This is a genomic window from Shewanella sp. UCD-KL21 (assembly GCF_001957135.1).
In the GTDB taxonomy this organism is placed as follows: Bacteria; Pseudomonadota; Gammaproteobacteria; order Enterobacterales; family Shewanellaceae; genus Shewanella.
Window position 1 is genome coordinate 131,014 of the sequence record NZ_MPHK01000010.1, and the last position, 23,276, is coordinate 154,289.

Below are 23,276 nucleotides of genomic sequence, written 5' to 3' on the forward strand. Positions count from 1 at the left end.
TTGCTTATTTTTTAAGACTGAGCAATAAGCCGTATTGTTAATTATTTCAATAACATCGCGCAATAATCAATCTCCAATGGCCTTTCAGCTATTCACTAAATTTGTGTAATCCAGTATTGGCCGCGCTAGTCTAAAGCTGATTAACTCACAACTGACTCACTTGTTATCACCACCAAGGCTGGCGAGACTGATAAGCCTGCTCGGTTTGCTTTATTTCACGATTAGCGGCAATGATACGGTTTTTACCCACTAGCAGGCGAACTTGGCTTAAAGACTCACGACTTAATAACCGCCTAGTGGAGGCTGACCAACTATGATTAATACTCATTTTAATAGCCGCATTTACATCAGGAGAGCGAGTCATAAACTGCTCAGCAAGCTCAATAGCACGCTGCAATGGCTGTGAACTTTTCTCGGTCACTAAGCCAAAGTCTAGCGCCTCTGCGGCCGATAACACTTCTGCGCTATAGGTAATTTGTAAGGCCTTATCTTTGGGCATCACTTGTCTAAGCGCTGCCAGTCCTGCCATATCAGGCACTAAGCCCCATTTTGATTCCATAATAGACAGCTTGGCATCATCACTTGCAATACGAATATCTGCCCCTAGCGCAATTTGCATACCGCCACCAAAACAGCAGCCATCTAATACTGCAATCACCGGGATGGGTAAACGCTGCCAGCCAATAGACACCCGCTGGGCTAAGTTGGCATTACCTGGTAGCCATTTGAACAGCAATTTGGCAATCATGGAGGGGGATTTAGCAATCGCTTTAACATCTAAGCCTGAAGAAAAGTTACCATCGGCGCCGGATAATATGACCGCATTAATCTCACTATCTTTTCTGATATTTTTAATGGTTTTATCAATAGCTTTAAACATTTCATAATTGAGCGCGTTATATTTATCTGGTCGGTTTAGCGTCACAAAAGCAATACCGTTTTGTTTTTTTAACGCCACTAACTTCTTATTCATTGTTCATCCTTAATATAAATAATAACTGGTCAGTCCAGAAGTTACGTTAGCATAAATTAGCTTATTGGCGAATAGTTAAGCTAATTTGATATTATTCATAAGCTGCTAAAAGTACAGCAAATATATGTTCCCGCAGGAACAAAAAGTGCCGTCAAAATTCAGTTTTACTGCTTTTAAGGGCATTTTTTCGTTAAACGCCAAAAAATTGTCGATTTTGGGTGCGAAAAGTCAGCAATAAGTTGTAGTATGTTTGCTCATAAAAAGTAACATTACTCGTCGAGTCATTTTTCTTGTCTAATCGGTGTTCGTTTAAGCGCTCGATCGAGTAATAGCTAATGCATTCAAAATAATAATAACCCTGTAAAAGGATCTGCTGTAGCCATGACTATTCCTATTTTAATCTGTGATGACTCAGGATTAGCCAGAAAACAAATGGCGCGAACACTTCCCAAACATTGGGATGTTGAAATCAGTTACGCCGCCAATGGTGCAGAAGGCTTGGAGGTGATCCGTCAAGGAAAAGGGGAAATTGTCTTTCTCGACCTTAATATGCCCGTCATGGATGGTTATGAAGTACTAGAAGCCATTCAGCGAGAAGACTTGCCCGCGTTAGTCATTGTAGTCTCTGGTGATATTCAAACAAAAGCCCATGAGCGAGTAAAAGCCCTTGGCGCATTAGATTTTATTCAAAAGCCGGTTAGTGCTGAGTCCATCAGCAATATCTTAGAAGAATACGGCATTTTAACTTTGGCCCTTAAACAATCAACCAATGACACGCCGATGTTTAAAGTTGATTTACGTGACGCTTGCCAAGAAATTGCTAATGTCGCCATGGGCCGCGCTGCCGACTTATTAGCGAAACTCCTCGATGTTTTTGTAAAACTGCCAATCCCCAACGTCAATGTTTTAGAAGTCAGCGAACTGACCATGGCGCTTAAAGCCACCGAAGAAAGCTCGAAGATTTCTGCATTATGCCAAGGCTTTATCGGCGCTGGTGTGGCCGGTGAGGCGTTATTGCTGTTCCATGATTCAAGCTTTGCTGACATGGCTAAACTCATGGGCCACAGCGATCCTGAAGATGCTAACAATGAAATTGAAGTGCTCATTGATACTGGTAATGTGCTTATTGGGGCATTTTTAAATGGCATTTCAGAGCAGCTTGATATGAAGTTTAGTCAAGGTCACCCCGTTGTACTGGGTCGCCACTGCACGGTAAATGAGCTTATCCATGACAACTCAGAAAAGTGGCAACGCACCCTCGCCATGGAAATCAATTATCAGATTGAAGACCACAATATTCAGTGCGACTTGTTACTGTTATTTACCGAAGACTCAATTCCGACATTGAATGCAAAACTTCGCTATATATTTGAATAAATTACAATAATCACTATACAAACAGTTAGTTAATTGCAATAACTTAACATTGCATATAAAAAGAATAATACAATACGGATGTTAGAACATGGCTACTGATCAAAGCGCAATGAACGAGCTACACTGGCTTATTGATATGGTACAAACCATTGAAGTTGGCTTGGTGGTATTAGATCGTGACTACAATATCCAGCTTTGGAATGGTTTCATGGAAAACCATAGCGGTGTGTCACCTAACAGTATTAAAGGTCAAAATCTTTTTGAAGTTTTTAACGATTTACCCTCTGAGTGGCTTAAGCAAAAAATGGAGTCGGTATTTTTACTCAAAAACCGCTCTTTCATCAGCTGGGAGCAGCGCCCTTATGTCTTTCAGTTTAAAAATTATCGCCCGATCACTGGCCGCGCAGATTACATGTACCAAAACATTACCTTGCTGCCACTGGCGTCGCTAACGGGTGAAATCACCCATATTAGTATTATTGTTTATGATGTAACTGATATCGCCATCAATAAGTTACAGCTAAAATCAGTCAATGAGCAATTAGAAACACTCAGCCAAACTGACAGCCTAACCCAGTTGTATAATCGCCGTCATTGGCAAGTTTGCTTTGAAAAAGAATACGAGCGCTTTGCCCGTTATGGTGAAAAAGCCAGTATGATCATGATTGATATCGATCATTTTAAAGCCATCAATGATAAATACGGCCACCCTGCTGGTGACAAAGTTATTCAAAGCCTCGCCAACATATTAAAGCAATCATTACGTGAAACTGATTTTGCCGGCCGCTATGGCGGTGAGGAGTTTGCGGTAGTATTAACTTATACCACCGCAGCTGAATCAAAATACTTCACTGAGCGCCTGCGTAAAAAAGTCGAGGCCTCGCAAGTGGTTTATAACAATCAAATCATTAAAATGACCATCAGTATTGGCGTTAATGATTTATCCTCTGCCACCACTAGCAGTGAAAGTTGGCTATCCGGTGCCGATAAAGCCTTATATCAATCGAAAGAAAATGGCCGTAATCAAACCACGGTATTTGAAAAATAACCCGCTGAGATTCATTTTATAACCCCAGTGATCAGCCATTAAAAAGCCCACAATGAAGTGGGCTTATTTATTAAACGAGTGACGCTAGTTAAGCGATAATGATTTAGAAACCGTCGTCTTCTAAGTCTTCATCTTCATCAAGCTCTTCTTCGTCACCAATAAAGAAGGTGCCCCAGCCGTCATAATCAACTTTTTGCTTGGCAGCAAGCAGCATTAACTGCTCACAAGCTTTATCAAGTAACGATGCTTCAAGAGCATGATTGGCAATTGCATCAAAGCAAATAATGGTTGAGCCATCTTCAAGCTCCATCTCTTCTGCATCGTTAACTTCAAAACCTAATTTGAAAGCATCAACAGCGGCTTTTTCTAAACGATCAAAGTTAGTCGAAGAGAAATGATGCTCGATAGTATATTCAGCATCAGCTTGTGAACCATCATCAAGCAGCGCCTGAATAATTTCACGGTTCTCGGCAAATTGCTCTTTAAGTTGAGCTTCAATAGACATGGATTCTCTCCGTTAACAAATTTAAATACGCTATAAGGCTAATTATACGTGATAAAGCTACTGAGGTTTAGCCATTAATAGCGATGCTTCTTGATTTAATTCAGCTAAACGCTGTGACATCACTTGATGCACCTTAGCACAAAGCTTTTTGGCATCGGCTTTATCCACGTTTGCAGTCGACATAGGCGCCATCATTTCAACAATGACTACACCATTATTCCACTTGTTAAGTTTAATATGATTTTGGCAAGATGCTAATACTGGCACAATTGACGCTTTAGCGGCGATAGCCGTATGAAATGCGCCGACTTTAAACGGCAGTAAACCGCGCCCTCTAGAGCGTGTCCCTTCAGGGAAAATCCATACCGATAACAGCTTTTGTTTCATTCTCTTAACCGTCTTGGCCATAGTATCAAAGGCACTATGACGGTTTTTACGGTCAATCAGAATATTGCCTGATAACCAATAAATCTGCCCAAATAATGGCATCCAAGCTAAGCTTTTTTTACCTAAACTCACCGTGGCTTCTGGCACTGCAGAGGTGTGGGTAAATAAATCAAAATTATTTTGATGATTCGCTAAATAGATCTTAGGTTGCTTAAGGCTTGCTGCGGTGTCAGTGGCAGTTTCAGCGTTAGCCTCAGCGCCAGTGTCTACTTGAGGGTTAATCACCGCGTTACGGGTAATCACTTTAATCCCTAAAATAGGAGCAACAGATGAAAATAGTTTAGCAATCACATGGACATTATCACGATGCATAGGTCTAACAATACAAAGGATGATTGCGAAAAAAAACGCCAGTGTTAGTAACACTGCTAGAATAATTGAACGAGCAATTAACAGCACAGCAGACTCCTACAAATAAAGTGGCGACAGTATAGCCAGCACATCTGCTGGACTCAATAGCTTAAGCTAATTTCGGTGTACAAATGTAAGCTTAAAGTCGTTATACCAAGCACATAAATGCTCTGAATAGCTCAGATAATTAATGTGCTTGGCATTATACACTGCTAAAAGTGAATTAATGATGCCTTAAACATTAACGCATCATTAATTCTGCAGCGCTAAACTTCAGCCTTATTAGAACGATTACTGAGCAGTAAACGCATTAACGCGGCACTGACCGCTAACGCAGCAACAATAGCTGCGCCACTAGGCAAGTCATAACTGGCCGAGAGTATTAGCCCTGCTAGGTAACCAACAAATCCAACCACATAAGCCAGCAGCAAGGTATATTTACCCACATACTGATTTAGCGCTAACGCAGGCAAGATTAGCGTACTGAAAACAAGATAAACACCAACTAATTCAACCGATAATGTAATCACTATGGCAAATAGAAAGTAAAATCCTGCGCCTTCAAGTATCTGAGGTTTCCATACAATTAAGACTAGAATCGCTGCCGACACCACTGCTGGCAGTACAAGTTGCGACCAATTTACCCATAATATCTGCCCCGACATCAGCTGTTTTAGCAGTTCTGCACCGTGGGGATCATTAGACAATAACAACATGGCCCCAACAGCACTCAGTACATAAAAACAGCCAATAAAGGCTTCTAATTCATCGGCAAAATGCTTCGATAGCCAAGCAATAAGCCCAGCGCCACCTAAGGCAAATATGGCTGGCATCCACACATGGGAATAAGGAATATCCTCAATTCTATGATCCATATGAGCCACAATTGCCCCCAGCGCTGCCACTTGAGCAATCGCTAAGTCGATAAAAATAATACCGCGCTTAAGCACTTGCCGACCTAACACCACATGGGTAGACAAGATGATGATGCCTGCAACAAATGCTGGGAATAAAATCAGCAGCAACTCTAAATCTAACATAGGCTTATTGCGCCTCAGTTAATAACGTTAGCACGCTGTCATATAAGCTAATTAAATCTTGGCTTTGGCTGTTACCACCCACTGACATTGGCAAAATCACCACAGGTAAATCAGTGCGTTCACCTAACCAATGTGCGCCGCGCTCATCCTGATATGAGGCTACAATCACCGCCATAACATCACCTTGTTGGCTGCGGCTCACAAGTTTGGCTAAATGGCTACTACTAGGTGGAATGCCCGGCTTAGGCTCAAGATCTGCCACTTGCTCCATGCCAAGCCAATTAAACAAATACCTAAAGCTTGAGTGATAAGCAATGACCTTTTTGCCCTTCAGCGATTGCGCTTGCGCTTCCCAACGTGGAATAGCTTGCTGCCATTGCTCAGTAAACTCAGTTAATGCAACATGATACTCAGCACTTGAGTTAGGATCTAACTCAATCATTTTGGCAGATAACGCCTGCGCCACCTTAAGGAATTTTCTTGGGTCAAAATGTAAATGCGGATTACCTTTGGCATGAACATCACCCATAGAGCGATCCACTTGCTCAAGTTGATCTAAGGTCTCGATATGATCCGCGGCATAAAAAAGCCCAGTATCTGTAGAAAGCACCTTGTTGTTTGAGGCTTTCATCTGCAACATCGGCAACCAACCAATTTCGAGATCGGCGCCAGCACACACCACTAAGTCAGCTTGGCGCATTTTAGCAATTAAGCTTGGACGCGCCTGCACTTGATGTGGATCTTGCTGCGCACTCGTGGCTGAATAGACTTTAGCATCAGGGGCTAACGCCTTAGCTAATGCGCCATACTCAGGCTCACAAGCAAATACATTAAGCGCTGCATTAGCAGAACTGGTTAACAAGCTGGCAAATATGCCAGCTGCTAATATTAGTTTTTTAGAATTGATGTGCACCGTGAGCTCCTAATGACATAACATATTGTAGAGTAATGATATTATCGTCTTCAAAACCATCAAAGTTGGTGCCTTTCTGGTTAGTGTATTGTAGACGTACGGTGGAGAAATGGCTCTGATGCCACGCCAAACTTAATTCGGTTTCTTTTAGCTTTTGTGGGTCTAAGTGATCGCCGTGGGCTTCAAAGCTATCCACTTCACCATAACGTAAACCAGCAGACCAATTTGGCGAGAACTGATACACGCCACTTAAGTACCAACCTTGATGGTAATCGTCATGGCCTTCAGCACTGAGTATCTCATGTTCATCTTCATGATCATGCTCTTCTTCAAATGAGAAAATATCAGTAACCCGGAAATACTCGCCGCTAACAGTTAAGTGTTGGTATTTGTAATTACCATTTGGTGCCCACTTATAGACAAAGTCCGCAATATAGGTATTTTCACCAGTATAGGCTGCGCTATGGCTATGGCCTTCATGATCATGATCTTCTTCAGACTCATGCTCGTGCTCATCCTCTTCTTCTAGATAAGTTTTACCATTTTCATTACGTAAGTAACTTAAGCCAACCTGCCAAGAACTAGAAATACCAATATCACCACCAAACTTAGTGAATGCTGAATACACCCCTACTGAGCTAAAGTCACGCTCATCATGCTCATCTTCAGCACGCATATTTTTACCACTAAAGGCTTCCACGCCCATAGTCCAGTACAAATCTGTCGGCGCTACATAAGTTAATCTGACACCATCATCAAAGTAATGCCCGCCCATAAAGGCGCGATAAACCCCGGGACGGTCAGCAAAAGCGTCGGTATGAATATGCTGGTTATTTAAATAACCCACATCAGACAAAAAACGACCAGCGCGAATGCCAAAACCGCCAGGCATACCCATGGTTTGAATAAAGGCTTCTTCAAGCTCAAGTTCTGTTTCGCCGTCATGCACTTCTAATATCGCAGTGACTTTACCGTAAAACATATCATCGATATTAGCGCTGATAGCAAATTCAGTTTCACCTAAACCAAAGCCTTCACTTCGGCCACCTAAACCACGATCACCTGATTGATAAAAACCATCTAAAACCGCACTGATATTAGGATTGGTTAAGCTTGAATCATCTGCAACAACAGAGCTTGAAGAAAGGGCACACGCGATTGCGACTGCTGACAGTCGTTTATTTGAACTAAACATAAAATCTCCAAAATACAACAAACATCCGCCTATTTTGCTTAATAGTCGGAAAATATAATTTATAATTATTAATTAAATTGTTGAATTAACTAAAGATTGGCGGTGCGCGACTATGATAATAAGCCTGATGTGAGCTAAGAGATTCTGAATGGGCTAACGGTGTGAGTTCGTAGCTTTGACGTACAACCGGAATGCTAAATTCAATACTTGGAAGGGTTTTGTGTAACTGGTGCTGATGAAAACATAAAGTACAATGAGTATTAATGCTTTCATGTTGATGAACAGATTCGTGAGCGGATGCGGCAAAAGACAATAATACGAGCATGGCGCAAAGCCACATCGCAATATTTCGTCTTATGTGCAAAGAAAATTTCACTTAACTAGTCTCATCCATTAAATCATATCAGCAAACACCCATTAACAAGGCTGCTATTCTTAAGAATTAAAACCAAAAAATCAACTACAATTTTGTTACAAATCACTTCTACTGAAAATTTGTGATCAGCAAGGGCGTCTAAGCCTCTCAACATTATGCTATTTTAAGATTAGCTTAAGCTGAAAAGACTAATATATTTACTATAAATACCAATTTAATCTGCCAATGACAGAGGAATTATCTATGATGAATTTATTAAAAGACAATGTGGGCATTATTTTAACAATGGTGATCATCGCTGTTGTAGTTCTTGGCGGTATTTACTACGTTGAAACAGCACTAGAAAATCAAGTTCAAGTAGTAGATTAATTTGTTGCTGAGCCCTCTTCAGGCGCTTCAATAACCAATAAATGATCCATTAAATGCGTTACCCCTGTAAGGATCAGCGACAGCATGATCACGGGGGTAATAATATTGGCTAATCCAGCCACAAAATAGCCTGTCACACCCGCACCTACCGCAGTATAAAAACCAAGTATTTTTAACATCGTAAGATAACGATGGCGACCAAGCCAAGCCTGGCAGTGATAGCACTGAATATGCGATGAGAACCCCTTACCTCGAGTTCCGCTGATCTTACTAATCGACATAGGCTTGTGACAATGTGCGCATTGCAGTGCCATGATGAGCAACCTGTAGCTGAAAATAAAAAGTGCGTTAGTCTAGCAAATTATCGTCAAAGTTCCTCCAATAACTTATGATAAAGTCACTACCAATTTACAGGACGTTTATCATGCCCAGAATCTTGCTTATCTTATGTTGTTTCGTCAGCTTAATGAGCTTTTCACAAAGCAGTGTTGCAGCGCCAGCTGACCCTGCAACCATTAATAAAATAGCCCAATTACAACAACGCATTGATGCCGATGTTAGCTACCTTAAAACCGCAAAAGGTGAATTAAAAGCAATCAGCGAATTCCGAATTTTAAATAAAAACAACCAACTACGAGAAAAATTAGATTCATTAGTTAATCAAGAAAACCCAGATTTAGCCTATCTCACCCCGCAAATACAGCAACAATTGAGCTTTTTAGATAATGTCGGTAAATATTTAGATGATAACATCACCGCGCTGAAACTGGCATTAGATGACGAAACTCAGACTCAAACAATGAAAGCGATTATTGATCGTGAAGCCGATAGAGATCTTTACTTACAGGCTCAACTACAAACAATCAATTGGGCCAACACTTTAAATATTAATGTCGACAGTGCCAAAACAGCACTAACCAATGAGCTTACCCTGCGGGCTGACTATCTTGAAAGTATCGTCAATTACACCCAAAATCAGCTTAAAGAAGCTGTGAGCGATGCTTCAACCGCTGGCGCTGATATAACCGCAGAACAAAAAACTCACGTTATTGAGCTCAAAGAGCGATTATCACAGCACAGCAGTAGCTTAAGTATTGCCGCTGATGCGCTTGAAGGTTTAGGCCAAGACACAACGCAGATTCAGCAAACATTATTTAGTGTCTCAGGGGATATTACCCAAGATGTTTTAAACTTTGATGTGGCTTCTAGCCTGCTTAGTGACTGGATGGACATCGCTAAAAATCAAGCACTTGAAAATGGCACAGGACTTACTTTTAAAGTCGTTATCTTTTTAATCATTTTATTTTTAACCAGCTTAGTGTCTAAGTTGGTCAAAAAAGTGGTTCGTAAAGCGGTCAATTCTTCTAAGCTCAATTTCAGCATGCTATTGCAAGACTTTTTCACCTCAATATCTGGCAATATCATCTTCGCGCTAGGTTTACTCATTGCGCTGTCACAACTTGGCTTTGAACTCGCGCCGCTGCTGGCAGGTTTTGGTATCGCCGGTGTGATTATCGGTTTTGCCTTGCAAGATACCTTATCTAACTTCGCCTCAGGGATGATGATTTTAATTTACCGCCCTTACGATGTTGGTGACTTAATCAATGCCGCCGGTGTTACTGGGCGGGTTAGTCATATGAGCTTAGTCTCTACCACGGTGAAAACCTTAGATAACCAACGCCTGATTATTCCAAACAATAAAATTTGGGGCGATACCATCAACAACATCACCGCCGAGCAAGAACGTCGTGTGGATATGACCTTTGGTATTGGCTACGGTGATGATATTCCTAAAGCAGAAAAAATCTTAACGGATATTGTACTGGCTCACCCAAAAGTGAAAAAGTATCCAGAGCCGACGATTAAACTGCACACCTTAGGTGAATCATCAGTGGATTTTGTCGTGCGTCCTTGGGCAAATCCAGTGGATTACTGGGAAGTATATTGGGATATTACCCGCGAAGTAAAAATGCAGTTTGATGCCCAAGGTGTCAGCATTCCGTTCCCGCAACGGGATGTGCATATTTATCATGAAAAGGCGGCCGATTAAGCTTTGTGACTTAACTCGTTTTCTGTAACAAACTAAAAAGCCCGCAGCAATGTCTTGCTGCGGGCTTTTTGTTACGCATTTACCGATAACGCGAGGGGATCAATCTAAGTACGACATAGTGCCCATTAGGTGTGGTCTGCGGCCTTTAATATCACGCATTTCAAAACGCTTTCCATTTTCCATACTTTCAAAAGCAAAGGTCACATCAGACGGCATAAATACCGGTAGCTTAAACTCGACATCAACCTTAAACGGCCTATCACCGATAAACTGCATTAACCCAGCAAGCGAGCGCGCTTTAGACCACATACCATGGGCAAGCACACGATCAAAACCAAAACGCTTAGACACCATAGGGTGAAGGTGGATCAAATTATAATCACCCGAAGCTTGTGCATATTGACGGCCCAAATTATCAGCTAATGACCAAGTATTGACGTTTTCCCACGCCATATCTGAAGCCCGCGGTGGTCTAGTCCTGCGGCCTTTAGACTCGATACGGTAAAGGTAGGTAGATAATGCCTGCCACACTAATTCATCACCCACATACACTTTAGATTCAAGCTCAAATTCAAGTCCGGAATCAGTGGTGTGGCTAGAAATTAGATTACATTCAACATTAAACACTTCATCAGCGTGAATGGGTCGATATAAGCTAATACTATTTTTTAAGTGGATCATCCCCAATAAAGGAAAGGTAATCGCTTTATGGGTAAAAATGGTGGCATGCAATCTAAATGCAAGGACGTACAAAAATGTTGGCGGTAACACTTTGCCATCATAATCAAACTGACATACCTCAGCATATTGACGTACTTTCTTATCTGATAATCTAATGCCATCTGCCTGTACATGGATCTTTGGCAGCGGTTGTTGATCCCAACCCGGCTTACGCGATAATAATATTTTGCGGTATAAAGACAACAACGACGGCATTGACGTTAATGCTATAGAGTAATCGTTACTCAAGTGGCTTACCTTTTTATACGGTGAAATAACTGTGCAAAATAACGGTATTTGTCCGTTTCACACTACTCACAAATGCTTTAATGAGCGCATTATACTACAGTGTAAAAATACCGCACAGCCCCAAAGTTTACTCACTGGAGTTTATAAACACTGGGCTTGCCAACAATCGATGACCTCAGCCCCTGCTTGGTTTAATATCATCGGCATAGACTGGCTGCCCACCACGTGGCCCGCACCGACAATGATAAACAGTGACTGATGCTTGCCTTCGTTTAATAGCGCCATGGTGCGCTGACTCATTTGCTGATTACGTTGCCACAGCAGTTTTTCGACTAATTCTTTGGCCACGTCATCGCTTTGATGCTCCATAATCTCAGCAAGTCGTTGCTTGTCGCCACTGCGCCAAGCGGCCACCATCTCCAGCATTTCTTCATCACTACCCTCAACGGCTTCATCTAACATCTGCAGTTGCGTTTGCTGACTAAAAGATGAAATCAACTCAAATTGATAGGCCACACTTTCAAGCTCTAACAAGGTGCGTCCTTGATTTTTAGCCACAAAAGTCACATCCACCCCTTCTTCAGCGCTAAACCCTAACTGACTGAAACGTACTAATGCTATTTGCGCAGCCTGAAGCCATGGCGCTAATGGCGATAATCCCTGACAAACAGTTAAATTGAGCTTACAAAATGCCGGATAAGCCTGAGCTAAATCAACGGAAGTAGATGGAGTAGCTAAGCCATATTGGCCTAATAGCTGCTGGGTATTGGCTTTAGTGACATCCGCTTCAATAACCAATGCCCCAGCCTGTGAAAAAGCCTGTTCAATAACCGGTGCCATCGGGTAAAAATCTGCTTTACCCACATGAATTGAGCCTAATAAGAATGCCTGTTTACCTTGATAGGTGACTTTATAAAAAGGCGGGGTGTCAGTTTCAGCAGCACTGACTAGAGCGCTGCATAAAACAGCGCTGATTAACAAGCCCCAATAAGCATAGCAACGCTTTGTTGCTGCAAACGTTAATTTAAAATCCATTAGACTTGTTAGTCCCATAGCAGACCCTTATAATTTAGCTTAATTTGAAGATGTTTAATGAGGCTATCATGCCGTATACCAAAGTTATCCAGCAAATAAAAGAAAGCCTGCAAACAGGATACCGTCAAGCCATTGATGCCGATAAAAGACTCGATGAATTACACCAAGTCGGCCACGGTAAGTTTGTAGCAATTTTTACCGAAGAACAAGGCTTTAGCCAAAGTAGTAACCGCTTCTTACCTTATGTACAAGAATTAGCTGACGAGTTAGATGAGATCCAAGAACTCAGACATATTCCGCCTGAAACCTTAGAGGCTTATGTGAAAAAGCTAGGTGCTTTGCTGCAAACCTTGCACTTATTCAAACAAAACACCAAATAGCTGACAGCAGCACTTTGTAATGTTTAGGTACAAAAAAAGCGGCTTATCAATAAGCCGCTTTACATTTAAGCACAATATACCCTGCTGAATCAGAGATATTTATAACTTAGGCGCTACCGTTTTATTCAACCAATCTTCAAGCATTTTCGTTTCATACTCAAACGGCTTTTGGTTACGGGTTGAATGGCTGCCATACATAAAGTTCATATCAATTAACTTTTCATCACCCGCCATAATCACTTGGTCAGCTTCAGTGATGCTATAACTAAAGGCCATACGCGGTGGGTATAAGTCTTTTACAATCCGCAATTCACTAGCAGAGGTTGCGCCAAATGTTGGCCGTAGATCGCCGGCTAAATCCACATCAGAAACCACCATCTCAAGCTTCTGCTCTGGTTTTAAAATCTTTTCAGCTTCTTTGTTGATATTTTTAGTCATAGTGTCGAAAAAGCGCTGCTGAAAACGAGATTTCACTTCATTGGCAGTTTTTAAATCTCGGTACTTTTTAGGCTCTTGCCATTCAATTTTAACAACACCTTCTTCAGTGACTGGATTCGGGGCGATTTCGTCTTCAGCAGCGGCAAGGTTACATACCAATGCCCCTGCTAATAGTAAATATTTCACCTTCATTATGTTATCTCCTGACTATGAACCTATTGTATTTATAGCAACGCTTTTAAACTCATTTCACACTATACATAAACGAACCTGAATATAAGCTTAACCTAGTCTAACAAGGTTACTGTAACAGCATCACCTTAAATAATAACACTAATTGACAATATTAGCGTTTAAAAAACAAACCAAAACTGTTCAGTATTTATTCAGCAACAATAGCTTATTCTGTAACCCAACAAAGCAGTGAGGCATTATTTCACCGAGCCCCTCAAGGGCTTACAAGCTAAAAATGGCGAAATAAGTTTTCTGGACACATATATCGCTCAAGGATTCAGCGCTAATAGCAATTAACGTATCAATACTGGAGTTAATATGAATAACATCGAAACCAATACAGCTATCGACACAACGACCAGCAACAAGATGATTAAGCCCATCGCCCTTGCAGCCACCGTTATAATTACCATGCTGGCGTCATCGTCAAGCTTTGCCCATCAATTTGATATCGATGCCCAGGGCGCTCAAGCGATAAAACACCACCAGCAGCTCATGAAGCAACATATAAAAACCGCTGAGCAAGAGTTTAGTGCTGAAATAGCACAACACTTTGAGCAACAGTTACAAACCGCTGAACACAAATTTTTGACTCAAGCTTGCGCTAAAAACGGTTTAGAGTTTGATACTCAATCAGAAACTTGCAGCGGCTAAGCCTACGGATTGACAGGCTTACATCCTGATTAAACTAAAAAATGCAGCTATAAAGCTGCATTTTTTGTGGATGCTTAATTAACTTGCAGCGATATTTAAAATGGAAAACGCTGGCTTAATAAAGGATAGTTTTTACGAAGGTCTTTTTTCTTAGTACTGAACTTTTTACCTTGAGGAGTATGCTGACCAGAAGGTACAAAAGGCAGCTCTTCACCGCAGCGGTCTTCATAGATTTTTCCGGCAATTAAATCATAATCTTCAATAAAGGGATAAGCATAGTCATCTTTCGTTGGCCATAACTCAAGCTCGCCCAAACAATCGGGGTTAGCAATAATCTTGTTATACCAAGTCTCACCTAAGGATAAAATAAACCCTCGAAACTCCACAAAGCCATAATCTGAATCGCAGCCAGTAACAATGTAAGCAGCGCCCCAAATATCCCAGCGATAACTGCGGCGCATCTGTTGGCCAAATAGCTTATCAAAAGCCGCTAAGTCAGCATCATCGAGCGCCGACAATTTTTCCACTAATTGATCATGGCACGCTTGCTCTGATTGCTCTGGGTGACTACGGGTCACCAAAGACCAAAATTCCGCCTCAGTCATTCACTTATCCTAATTTCTTAAAAAACGTTTTCACAAACTATCTCTACTCACGCTATTCTACACCACATGACCACTCACATAGTTCCAATAATGATAATAATACTATGAATAAACCACCGTTAAGATTAACCCTATTAATTGCCTTGTACGTGTTACTGTCTATTGTGGCCCTTTGGCGCTCTTACAGCATTCAAAGTATAGATTTATTCAGTATCGGCGTTATCCCTGTGTTGATTGGCTTATTAATGCGCGCTCACTGGGCTAGCATTGCCTTAAAGGTATATTTAGCCATACAAACCTTAGCGGTATTAGCACTGTCTACCACTGCCATAATCGCCTATCAAATCACCCCTGAAGATGTAAAAGTGGTGTTCAATGGCTTTAATATTCCAATTGCTGCCATTGCGGCGGTACTATTTTCACTGCTGGGGTTTCAATACTGGGTGGCATTTTGTAAAAAAACCGCGACTTATTTGCAATCAAAAAGTTAACAAAGGCGCCCTGCTGACTATATTCATCCCTTAGCATAAGTTAACATGCGCCCATAAAACTCAGATCGAATAATAAGAAGCTATATCATGAGCCATTTATCGCCCAGTGAATTATCCATTTTGCTAGTTGAACCATCTGATGTTCAGAGAAAAATAATTATTTCACGCCTGCAACAAGAAGGCGTACATAGCATACAAACCGCCGCTAATCTTGCCCAAGCCAAAGAGATTATTGTTCGACACACGCCAGATCTCATTGTCAGCGCTTTACACTTTACTGACGGAGAAGCCACTGAACTGCTCAGTTTTATTAAACAAGACTCTGATTATCAAGAGATTCAATTTATGTTGGTGTCCAGTGAATGTCGCCGTGAGCAACTGGAAATATTTAGGCAATCTGGGGCCGTCGCGATTTTACCTAAGCCTTTCGATGCCGATCATTTGGCCACAGCACTGAATTCCACTATTGATTTAATTAGTAATGACGAACTGGACCTAAGCCATTTTGATGTTCAGGATATTCGCACTTTAGTGGTGGATGATAGCCGCATGGCGCGAAATATTATCAAACGAACTATTACTAATTTGGGTATTCGGATGATTAGCGAGGCAAGTGATGGCGCTGAAGCTATCGAATTAATGCAGCAGCAAATGTTTGACTTGGTGATCACCGATTACAATATGCCAAGCGTTGATGGGCTGGCGCTCACCCAATATATACGCAACCAAAGCCAGCAGTCTCATGTGCCAATTTTAATGGTGTCATCAGAAGCTAACGATACCCACCTAAGCAACGTATCAAGTGCTGGTGTTAATGCGCTATGTGATAAACCCTTTGAACCTAAGTTAGTGAAGCAACTGCTGTATCAACTGTTAGAAGATTGATAGCTAACAAATTTTCGCAGCCCTAAGTGTAAAATGAGCGCCACAAATCAATAGACTTGATAAAAACGGCTGAAGCAGTTAACTCACTCAGCCGAGTTTAAGCTCATTAGATCACTAAAAAGTTACTTATTTGCAATATAGCAGCACATTTATCAGATAAAATGCTTTCAAAGCCCTATGGCTTATGGCATGTTAATCTAGTTCTAAATAAATACATCTATGGAAAGCAGAGAATACAACATGAACAAAAGTGAATTAATTGCAAAAATTGCAGAAAATGCTGAGCTAACAAAAGCTGAAGCGGGTCGTGCACTAAAATCTTTTGAAGAAGCTGTTACTGAAGCCATGAAAAATGGTGACAAGATTTCTATCGTAGGTTTTGGTTCTTTCGAAACATCAGTTCGTGCAGCACGTACAGGTCGTAACCCACAAACCGGCCAAGAGATCCAAATTGCTGAAGCAACAGTACCTAAGTTTAAAGCGGGTAAAACGCTAAAAGATAGCGTTAACTAAAAACAGCTTAAACGATAAAACCTCCTTTTTTGGAGGTTTTTTATGTCTTTTTTTTGCATAAATAAGTAAAAATAACACTTCAATTGCACAATTAAAGTGCAGTCACGCATCATTAAGCAGCAACATAAATGCAACATAACTGTGCAGCGATTTTTAAGCGACTGATTTATATAGCTTTATAAACATGGCACATCATTAGCAACAGGTACCTCAGATAAAACAACATTTAGCATCGACCCGACTTTATGCAAGATGCTAATTGAATAATAAAACTTTGAGGGAATGAAAATGAAAAAATCTCTGTATCAAGCTATTGCGCTATCAACAGGTTTACTTTTAAGCACTACAGCTTTAGCTGAAGTCACCGGTAATATTGGCGCGACGTCAGACTATATTTGGCGTGGTGTGTCACAAACCAGTGGCGCTGCCGTTCAAGGTGGCATTGATTATGGCCATGAGTCTGGTTTCTATGTCGGTGGTTGGGCATCAAATGTCGATTTTGGTGACGGCACCTCTTATGAGCTTGATGTGTATGCCGGTTTCGGTGGCGACATTACAGAAGACTTAAGCTACGACATTAATTACCTTTATTACGCTTACCCAGATTCACCGGGCAGTGTTGATTTTGGTGAAGTAACAGTGGGTCTCGCGTGGAAATGGTTAGATGTCGCATACTCTTACACAGTCAATGGCGGTGATGATATTGCTGAAAGCCCATTAGATTCAAAAGATATGATTTATGCTCAAGCTAACCTGACTTTCCCATTAACTGAAAAAGTGTCACTGGGTTTCCATTATGGTTACTCAAACGGTGATGTGATCACCAGCTGGTACGGCACTGATAGCTATTCTGAATACAACGTCTCACTGAGCACTGATACTGATTTCGGTACTATCTCGTTCATGGCAACAGATACCGATTTAGATGATGATGATGCTAAAATTGTTCTTGGTTACTCATATAGCTTCGATCTATAACCATCAAAAAGTATTAAATGATGTAAGCTGCTTAATCTAATACATCAAAAAATGCTCAAAAAACGTCACCTTAGGGTGGCGTTTTTTATTGCTGCCAGTTTCAAAATCCTCACCTCAGAAGTGCGCATTTTTTAAATTAACTGCTACATTCAAATTATGAGGTTATTTTTCTGCCGCCTAGCAGCTTATTAGTCGGCAATAAAGTAGCAATATTGTACTCATGGCGTCTCGCCCTTAAGGCTGCGACTCCCCTTCATGTAAAGCCACCAATTGTGCTTTACGAGTACGACCCATGTGAGGATAAAGTGATGGCTAATATTACTGAGACTATCCCAAATGATACGGAAATCGAGGCAATGGTTTCGCCAAAAAATCAACGATCGGCTGAAATTATTGAACGTAAAAGACAGGTTAAACGACGCTTAGATGATTATCTCGAACAAGCTGAATTGCGAAAAAGCTTAGGGGAAGATGAGTTATTTTAACCCAGCCCCTTGTCCGGGTTCATCAAGCTAATACTTTTTATAAGCTTAAGGCTTCAGTTTAAGACTTTAAGAAGTATGCAAGACCATTACACTCTAAATAAATAGAACAGGCTGGGTAAATCATTTTGCCGCAGTCTGTAATGATAAGGGCATTACCGCCCCTTTTTTGAGTTTGCACTTTCAATTGTTTTTTAAGCGTGTTGATACTGGGGACACCAGCCTCTATTGCTTCAGGGGCATTAGCGCAATAGGTCGTCACAACTTCACCTAGCGGTTCATTATCATGGTTATACAATTCACTAGGCTGATAGATTTCAACCGTTGAAGCAGCGGCTTGGTAAGTAATATATTCATCAGCATTGGTTCTTATAGAGATGCCATTACAGCCACCGACGATTAATGAAACCATAAGCAAAAAACTCAACGGAAGGATCTGGCTTGAATGTTTCATCAATAATATTCCTTGTCAGTAAAGGCATACACTCCTTGTGTATGCCATCATCATTTATCAACAGCGTTATTAGCTCTCTAATGCCTTAGCTTTTTGCTTGGCAAAATACTCTCGGGTCAAGCCAAAGACCACAGGACTTAATAGGACTAGCGCAATTAAGTTGGGTATTGCCATCATCGCATTTAAGGTATCAGCCAACAGCCAAATAAACTCTAGTGAACTCACCGCACCGATAGGCACCACTAAGGTCCAAACTAATCGAAACGGTTTAACCGCTTTATCGCCAAGTAAGTATTGGACACATTTTTCACTGTAAAAACTCCAACCTAGAATGGTGGTAAAAGCAAATACCGCCAGCGCCACAGCAACAATATAATTGCCCATGGGCAATGCGTGTGAAAAAGCATATGAAGTTAATGCTGCGCCATTCTCCCCTGATGTCCAAGCGCCAGAAACAATAATCGCTAAGCCAGTAATAGAACACACAATAATGGTATCAATGAATGTACCTAACATGGCCACTAAGCCTTGCTTTACAGGATCATTGGTTTGCGCGGCAGCGTGAGCAATGGGCGCACTCCCTAAGCCAGCTTCATTGGAGAACACGCCGCGAGCAACACCAAAACGAATCGCAGCCCAAACCGCTGCGCCAGCAAAGCCACCTTGGGCAGCCACAGGGTTGAAGGCACTGTGAATAATTAACTCAAATGCTGCCGGGATCTGATCGGCATACACCACTAAAACAGCAAAACCCGCAGTGATGTAAAACAAGGTCATTAGCGGCACTAATTTACCAGCCACATCTGCGATACGTTTTATACCACCCATCAGCACTGCGCCAACCAGCACCATTAACACAATACCGGTAATCCAGTTTGGTACCCCAAAATTTGAACTCATAGCATCTGCCACTGAGTTTGTTTGCACAGTATTACCAATGCCAAAACCGGCAATGGAGCCCAGTATTGCAAACGCAGTCCCTAACCAAGTCCATTTGCTGCCTAAGCCATTTTTAATGTAATACATCGGTCCACCGACGTGATTACCATTACTGTCTTTTTCACGAAATTTTACCGCCAATACTGCTTCAGCAAATTTGGTCGCCATCCCCACTAATGCGGTGCACCACATCCAAAATAATGCCCCTGGTCCACCAATAAAAATAGCGGTTGCCACCCCAGCAATATTACCAGTTCCTATGGTGGCTGAGAGCGATGTCATAAGCGCATTAAATGGGCTTATTTCGCCTTTATCTTGGCTGTCACTGTCGGTTGCTCGACCTGACCACAGTAGTTTAAAGCCAGTGCCTAATTTTAGGATTGGCATTAATTTTAATCCGATAGATAAAAATAATCCCACTCCTAAAATCATCACCAACATGGGAACGCCCCAAACGATGCCGTTTATTGCATTAATAAATGCAGTTAATCCTTCCATTGAAAACCTCATAATGAGTTAAATATTTATAGTTATTATTAATCGTTATTACTAAACGTTATTTTTACGGTTACCGCGTTCACACAGCGAATACATCAGTGCGTGAATTTCAGATTACCTGCATTGGCACTAAATTGGAAACATCGGCATGATGCAAATGGTGTAAATTAGCAAATAACAGTATTTTATCAGCCAATTAAATGAGTTTAATGATAAAAAAAGCGCTAACTAAATTAGCGCTTAAATCTTATTAGATCAGTACAACCTAGCCTAATGCCCCTGAACAAGCAGTCATTAAGGCCTTCACTGGGACAGCTTTTGATAGCAGCTTTGACAGACGCAGGCTTTGCCCTTTAACTCGGTGCGCAGCTTGTCGCTGATCACCGCTTTAGCTGAAGCACTTAAACACCAGCAGTCTTCAATCGGCTGTCCCGCACTCACCGCACATTGATTAACCTGCTGGCAAACGGGACATACTAATGGTTCAATAATTGTGCCTTGCTGGTCTGCTGCTAGTGCTTGATTGGGTGAATATATTTCTACATCTTTCATCTGCTTTTCTTAGCCTAGGGCTGTTTATCTCTCGTAAAAAAAATCGCGATGAGAATATCGCATCTCAATAGCGATTTTAGTCTATTAGCATCAACTTGAAACGGATTAATAATCTATTTTGCAGCGGGAAAGTTAGGATAAGCGTCGGCGCCTAAGACAGTTCCAAGCTGCTGTTTGCCATAAAAGCCATCATGTTGATGATAACTTTTTTGGGTTTGTGGCAGGTCTCCTTTTAAACGTGGATCTTGCGGCCGCTCATGTGCGTTTACAAAAGCCGCCACATCCCAAGCCTGTTGCACTGTTAGCCGAATACTTTTACCCAATGGCATATTCTCATAGATAAAGTTAGCAGCTGTGTTCACTCGATGCATCCCTGCGCCCCAGTTGTAGCTTTGCGGCCCCCATAATGGCGGTAACGCACTGACATTAGCCATTTTAATGCCTTGACCATCAGCGCCATGACAAGCCTGACAATGGGCTTGATAAACTATTTCGCCTCGCTCAGTTGAATAAGCTTGTTCTGGCGCCTCAAGCTTGGGGAAACCTCGGCCAGCTAGTGAGCTTAAGGCTTTTTGATCGAACATCGCCTTCACTTCAGCAGGGAGCGGAAAATCTTCTCTATTGCCACCTTTTACCAGCTCTATATCACTCAATTCTGCTACTTTGCCATCAATAGCTAATTGATTCATCAAACCGCTGATGGCTAGCCAATAAGAATAAGCTGAGATAGCCACCAGCTCCTTACTGCCTGATGCGGGGGCTTTACCGTTCATTGAATAAGTGAAGCAACCTTGAATCCGTTCTTGGTAGCTATTTACTTTGTCATTTTTCTTTCGATAAGCGGGATAAGCCATATAGGCAGCCCATAGCGGTGAAGCATTGGCTTTATTACCTGCGTTCATATGACAATTTACGCAATTAAGCTCATTGCCGACATATTTATCTCTTAATTGCTGAGTATTAACAAATATCTGATAGCCCAAACGTACTTTGTCGCCAAACTCACCCTGTGGAATAGCTGATAAATCGCTAGGTTGCAGATACTGCGCTGCGGGATCTTTGGCAATAGCTGGGATCTGCGCTTGCCTATCGGGTAATTCTGCAGCGCTAACTGAACTGATAAACACACCAGCGACTAAATAATTAAACAGTTTCATGGTATGTCCTTATTTTTGTGCCAAAGGCTGTTGAGCAGCATTTTGAACCAGAGGTTTTAAAGCTGAAAAGTACGCCGACAATGCGTTAATTTCATCAGCAGTCAGCTTAGCGGCAATGTTAGCCATCATATTATCGACATCACCTTTTCGGGTACCATTTTGCCAAGCCAATAGTTGATTTTTAAGATAGCTAGGCTCTTGGCCTGCAAGTCGAGGGAAGTTAGCAGCGCCAATGCCAGAAGGTCCATGACAGCTAGTACAGGCAGGTATATCGCGGCCCCAATCGCCCTGATAAGCCAATTTTTCCGCCATATCACTTATCACCACCTTGTCACCGCGGTATTGCAATGGGATCTCAGCGACCACTTTAGCGGCAAAGAAGTCAGCAACCACTTGGATAGCATCGCCTTGTACTGTCGCAGCCATCGCCGACATTGTGGGACTTTGTCGATTACCCATTTGAAAATTAACCAGCTGCGAGGCGATATACTCACTGGATAAACCTGCCAACCTCGGCCCTACAACACCTAAACCCTCACCATTAACGCCATGGCAAGTTAAGCAAACTTGTGCCGGTGTGGGGACGGTTTGCAATAACTCTTTGGGAGATTGCGCAGGAATATCGGCAATAGCCAAGTTACAACTTGCCCCTATTGCTATTGTCATGATGACTTGTAAAAGGAATTTCATATACCGCCCTGTCCTTGGATGATGTTTAGCTAATGGAATAATAAATGTAGTCCATCAGGTTCACTTTATGTGACTTAATTGAATACTCTCCACCAAAGAAAAAGTAACCCAAATACGCTTATCAAAGAACAGACAGTGAACATTGGCAGGCTAAAGACTGATGATGAAAGGTCGTTGTCGATTAGTCATCAGCAAATCGACTGGAGTGAAGTTAATTCTGAGGTTATGCCTTTAGCGCTATTTTATGACAATAAAATGTATGGTCCGCCTCGTTATTGCAAATGATATTTTCGATAACGAGGTTGGTTTGCGCTAATGTATTCGGAGTCTTCATTAGGTGCTTACCACCCGCTCCACGATGAGTTCCGCGCTAGATTGTCCTCAAAAAGCCCAAAGCATACTGCGTTGCTGTTTTTATTGTCAGGTCTTCAATCTAGTGGTCTGACCGTTCTGTCATCTTCTCTATCATCTGCAAACTCGGGTTAAACTCTTATTTCAAAGGCTTGCTTGGTCGATAACACCGACCACGCTATTCGTACCAATTTATTCGCTAATGCTACGACTGCGACATTAAATGGCTTTCTCGCTCTAAGCTCAAGTATCCATTCGCCAAACACCGCAACCGCAACGTCTGGCCTCGATAAAATTGACCGTGCTCCATGGATAAACAAGGTCCTT

General features: G+C 41.7%; 28 protein-coding genes and 1 pseudogene. 11 read left to right on the forward strand and 18 right to left on the reverse strand.

The window, feature by feature from the left end; genetic code table 11:
* Window positions 1-166: 166 nt before the first annotated feature.
* Complete coding sequence (locus BM739_RS11130; protein WP_076540608.1) at window positions 167-973, reverse strand: crotonase/enoyl-CoA hydratase family protein; 807 nt, start codon at window positions 971-973, stop codon at window positions 167-169.
* Between the two features lie 381 nt (window positions 974-1,354).
* Between BM739_RS11130 and BM739_RS11135 the strand changes: the two genes are divergently transcribed.
* Both BM739_RS11135 and BM739_RS11140 read left to right on the forward strand, forming a co-directional pair.
* Entirely contained in the window at window positions 1,355-2,350 is a 996-nt protein-coding gene (locus BM739_RS11135) for a response regulator (RefSeq protein ID WP_076540610.1), read from the forward strand.
* An 88-nt stretch (window positions 2,351-2,438) separates the two neighbouring features.
* Window positions 2,439-3,398 carry a sensor domain-containing diguanylate cyclase gene (locus tag BM739_RS11140; protein WP_076540612.1) on the forward strand — a complete coding sequence of 320 codons (960 nt, stop codon included), beginning with the start codon at window positions 2,439-2,441 and terminating at the stop codon, window positions 3,396-3,398.
* A 103-nt stretch (window positions 3,399-3,501) separates the two neighbouring features.
* Here the strand turns inward: BM739_RS11140 and rraB are convergent, their stop codons facing one another.
* From rraB to BM739_RS20130, 6 genes are all read right to left on the reverse strand, one after another.
* On the reverse strand, window positions 3,502-3,903 hold the full coding sequence (gene rraB / locus BM739_RS11145) for a ribonuclease E inhibitor RraB (RefSeq protein WP_076540614.1): 402 nt from the start codon (window positions 3,901-3,903) through the stop codon (window positions 3,502-3,504).
* A gap of 57 nt (window positions 3,904-3,960) precedes the next feature.
* On the reverse strand, window positions 3,961-4,749 hold the full coding sequence (locus BM739_RS11150) for a 1-acylglycerol-3-phosphate O-acyltransferase (protein WP_076540616.1): 789 nt from the start codon (window positions 4,747-4,749) through the stop codon (window positions 3,961-3,963).
* A gap of 218 nt (window positions 4,750-4,967) precedes the next feature.
* Window positions 4,968-5,741 (reverse strand): metal ABC transporter permease, encoded by a 774-nt coding sequence (locus tag BM739_RS11155; RefSeq protein WP_076540618.1) that lies wholly within the window; start codon window positions 5,739-5,741, stop codon window positions 4,968-4,970.
* A 4-nt stretch (window positions 5,742-5,745) separates the two neighbouring features.
* Complete coding sequence (locus BM739_RS11160) at window positions 5,746-6,648, reverse strand: metal ABC transporter solute-binding protein, Zn/Mn family (RefSeq protein WP_254843535.1); 903 nt, start codon at window positions 6,646-6,648, stop codon at window positions 5,746-5,748.
* Complete coding sequence (locus tag BM739_RS11165) at window positions 6,638-7,849, reverse strand: hypothetical protein (RefSeq protein ID WP_076540621.1); 1,212 nt, start codon at window positions 7,847-7,849, stop codon at window positions 6,638-6,640. The genes BM739_RS11160 and BM739_RS11165 overlap by 11 nt, the downstream gene beginning before the upstream one ends.
* An 85-nt stretch (window positions 7,850-7,934) precedes the next feature.
* Entirely contained in the window at window positions 7,935-8,225 is a 291-nt protein-coding gene (locus tag BM739_RS20130) for a hypothetical protein (RefSeq protein ID WP_076540622.1), read from the reverse strand.
* A gap of 243 nt (window positions 8,226-8,468) precedes the next feature.
* On the opposite strand from BM739_RS20130, the gene BM739_RS20665 reads away from it, so the two are divergent.
* Complete coding sequence (locus BM739_RS20665; RefSeq protein WP_303046095.1) at window positions 8,469-8,594, forward strand: hypothetical protein; 126 nt, start codon at window positions 8,469-8,471, stop codon at window positions 8,592-8,594.
* On the opposite strand, the gene BM739_RS11175 is transcribed toward BM739_RS20665, so the two are convergent.
* Window positions 8,591-8,908 carry a hypothetical protein gene (locus tag BM739_RS11175; RefSeq protein ID WP_083698132.1) on the reverse strand — a complete coding sequence of 106 codons (318 nt, stop codon included), beginning with the start codon at window positions 8,906-8,908 and terminating at the stop codon, window positions 8,591-8,593. The genes BM739_RS20665 and BM739_RS11175 overlap by 4 nt on opposite strands.
* 110 nt (window positions 8,909-9,018) lie before the next feature.
* On the opposite strand from BM739_RS11175, the gene BM739_RS11180 reads away from it, so the two are divergent.
* Window positions 9,019-10,644, forward strand: coding sequence for a mechanosensitive ion channel family protein (locus tag BM739_RS11180; protein ID WP_076540624.1), 1,626 nt, complete (start codon window positions 9,019-9,021; stop codon window positions 10,642-10,644).
* A gap of 99 nt (window positions 10,645-10,743) precedes the next feature.
* On the opposite strand, the gene BM739_RS11185 is transcribed toward BM739_RS11180, so the two are convergent.
* Both BM739_RS11185 and BM739_RS11190 read right to left on the reverse strand, forming a co-directional pair.
* On the reverse strand, window positions 10,744-11,613 hold the full coding sequence (locus BM739_RS11185) for a MaoC family dehydratase (protein ID WP_076540625.1): 870 nt from the start codon (window positions 11,611-11,613) through the stop codon (window positions 10,744-10,746).
* Window positions 11,614-11,754: 141 nt separating this feature from the next.
* Window positions 11,755-12,666 (reverse strand): TraB/GumN family protein, encoded by a 912-nt coding sequence (locus tag BM739_RS11190; protein ID WP_083698133.1) that lies wholly within the window; start codon window positions 12,664-12,666, stop codon window positions 11,755-11,757.
* 50 nt (window positions 12,667-12,716) lie between these two features.
* On the opposite strand from BM739_RS11190, the gene BM739_RS11195 reads away from it, so the two are divergent.
* The gene (locus tag BM739_RS11195) at window positions 12,717-13,028 is read left to right on the forward strand and encodes a prephenate dehydrogenase (protein ID WP_076540628.1); all 312 of its coding nucleotides are present in this window, start codon (window positions 12,717-12,719) and stop codon (window positions 13,026-13,028) included.
* A 99-nt stretch (window positions 13,029-13,127) separates the two neighbouring features.
* Here BM739_RS11195 and BM739_RS11200 read toward each other — a convergent pair whose 3' ends face one another.
* Window positions 13,128-13,658, reverse strand: coding sequence for a DUF3016 domain-containing protein (locus BM739_RS11200; protein WP_076540630.1), 531 nt, complete (start codon window positions 13,656-13,658; stop codon window positions 13,128-13,130).
* A gap of 360 nt (window positions 13,659-14,018) precedes the next feature.
* Here BM739_RS11200 and BM739_RS11205 point away from each other — a divergent pair, with 360 nt between their 5' ends.
* Window positions 14,019-14,354: a hypothetical protein gene (locus BM739_RS11205; RefSeq protein ID WP_076540631.1), complete on the forward strand. Its 336-nt coding sequence runs from the start codon at window positions 14,019-14,021 to the stop codon at window positions 14,352-14,354.
* Between the two features lie 95 nt (window positions 14,355-14,449).
* Here BM739_RS11205 and BM739_RS11210 read toward each other — a convergent pair whose 3' ends face one another.
* Window positions 14,450-14,959, reverse strand: coding sequence for a DUF4240 domain-containing protein (locus BM739_RS11210; RefSeq protein WP_076540633.1), 510 nt, complete (start codon window positions 14,957-14,959; stop codon window positions 14,450-14,452).
* 104 nt (window positions 14,960-15,063) lie between these two features.
* On the opposite strand from BM739_RS11210, the gene BM739_RS11215 reads away from it, so the two are divergent.
* The 5 genes from BM739_RS11215 (at window position 15,064) to BM739_RS20235 (ending at window position 18,311) form a co-directional block, all read left to right on the forward strand.
* Window positions 15,064-15,450 (forward strand): hypothetical protein, encoded by a 387-nt coding sequence (locus tag BM739_RS11215; protein ID WP_076540634.1) that lies wholly within the window; start codon window positions 15,064-15,066, stop codon window positions 15,448-15,450.
* 87 nt (window positions 15,451-15,537) lie between these two features.
* Window positions 15,538-16,335, forward strand: a complete 798-nt coding sequence (locus tag BM739_RS11220) for a response regulator (RefSeq protein WP_076540636.1) — start codon at window positions 15,538-15,540, stop codon at window positions 16,333-16,335.
* A gap of 240 nt (window positions 16,336-16,575) precedes the next feature.
* Complete coding sequence (locus BM739_RS11225; RefSeq protein ID WP_076540638.1) at window positions 16,576-16,848, forward strand: HU family DNA-binding protein; 273 nt, start codon at window positions 16,576-16,578, stop codon at window positions 16,846-16,848.
* 288 nt (window positions 16,849-17,136) lie between these two features.
* Window positions 17,137-17,826, forward strand: a complete 690-nt coding sequence (locus BM739_RS11230; RefSeq protein WP_076540639.1) for a TorF family putative porin — start codon at window positions 17,137-17,139, stop codon at window positions 17,824-17,826.
* Window positions 17,827-18,134: 308 nt separating this feature from the next.
* Window positions 18,135-18,311, forward strand: a complete 177-nt coding sequence (locus BM739_RS20235) for a PA3496 family putative envelope integrity protein (RefSeq protein ID WP_175609516.1) — start codon at window positions 18,135-18,137, stop codon at window positions 18,309-18,311.
* Window positions 18,312-18,369: 58 nt separating this feature from the next.
* On the opposite strand, the gene BM739_RS11235 is transcribed toward BM739_RS20235, so the two are convergent.
* The 6 genes and pseudogenes from BM739_RS11235 to BM739_RS11260 form a co-directional block, all read right to left on the reverse strand.
* Entirely contained in the window at window positions 18,370-18,762 is a 393-nt protein-coding gene (locus BM739_RS11235) for a hypothetical protein (protein WP_076540641.1), read from the reverse strand.
* A 69-nt stretch (window positions 18,763-18,831) separates the two neighbouring features.
* Window positions 18,832-20,199 (reverse strand): sodium:alanine symporter family protein, encoded by a 1,368-nt coding sequence (locus tag BM739_RS11240; RefSeq protein WP_076540642.1) that lies wholly within the window; start codon window positions 20,197-20,199, stop codon window positions 18,832-18,834.
* A 303-nt stretch (window positions 20,200-20,502) separates the two neighbouring features.
* Window positions 20,503-20,751: a cysteine-rich CWC family protein gene (locus tag BM739_RS11245; protein ID WP_083698134.1), complete on the reverse strand. Its 249-nt coding sequence runs from the start codon at window positions 20,749-20,751 to the stop codon at window positions 20,503-20,505.
* 113 nt (window positions 20,752-20,864) lie between these two features.
* Window positions 20,865-21,908: a c-type cytochrome gene (locus tag BM739_RS11250; RefSeq protein ID WP_076540644.1), complete on the reverse strand. Its 1,044-nt coding sequence runs from the start codon at window positions 21,906-21,908 to the stop codon at window positions 20,865-20,867.
* A gap of 9 nt (window positions 21,909-21,917) precedes the next feature.
* Window positions 21,918-22,598, reverse strand: a complete 681-nt coding sequence (locus BM739_RS11255; protein WP_076540645.1) for a c-type cytochrome — start codon at window positions 22,596-22,598, stop codon at window positions 21,918-21,920.
* A gap of 482 nt (window positions 22,599-23,080) precedes the next feature.
* Window positions 23,081-23,276 (reverse strand): annotated as a pseudogene (locus BM739_RS11260) (IS110 family transposase); the annotation flags it as partial.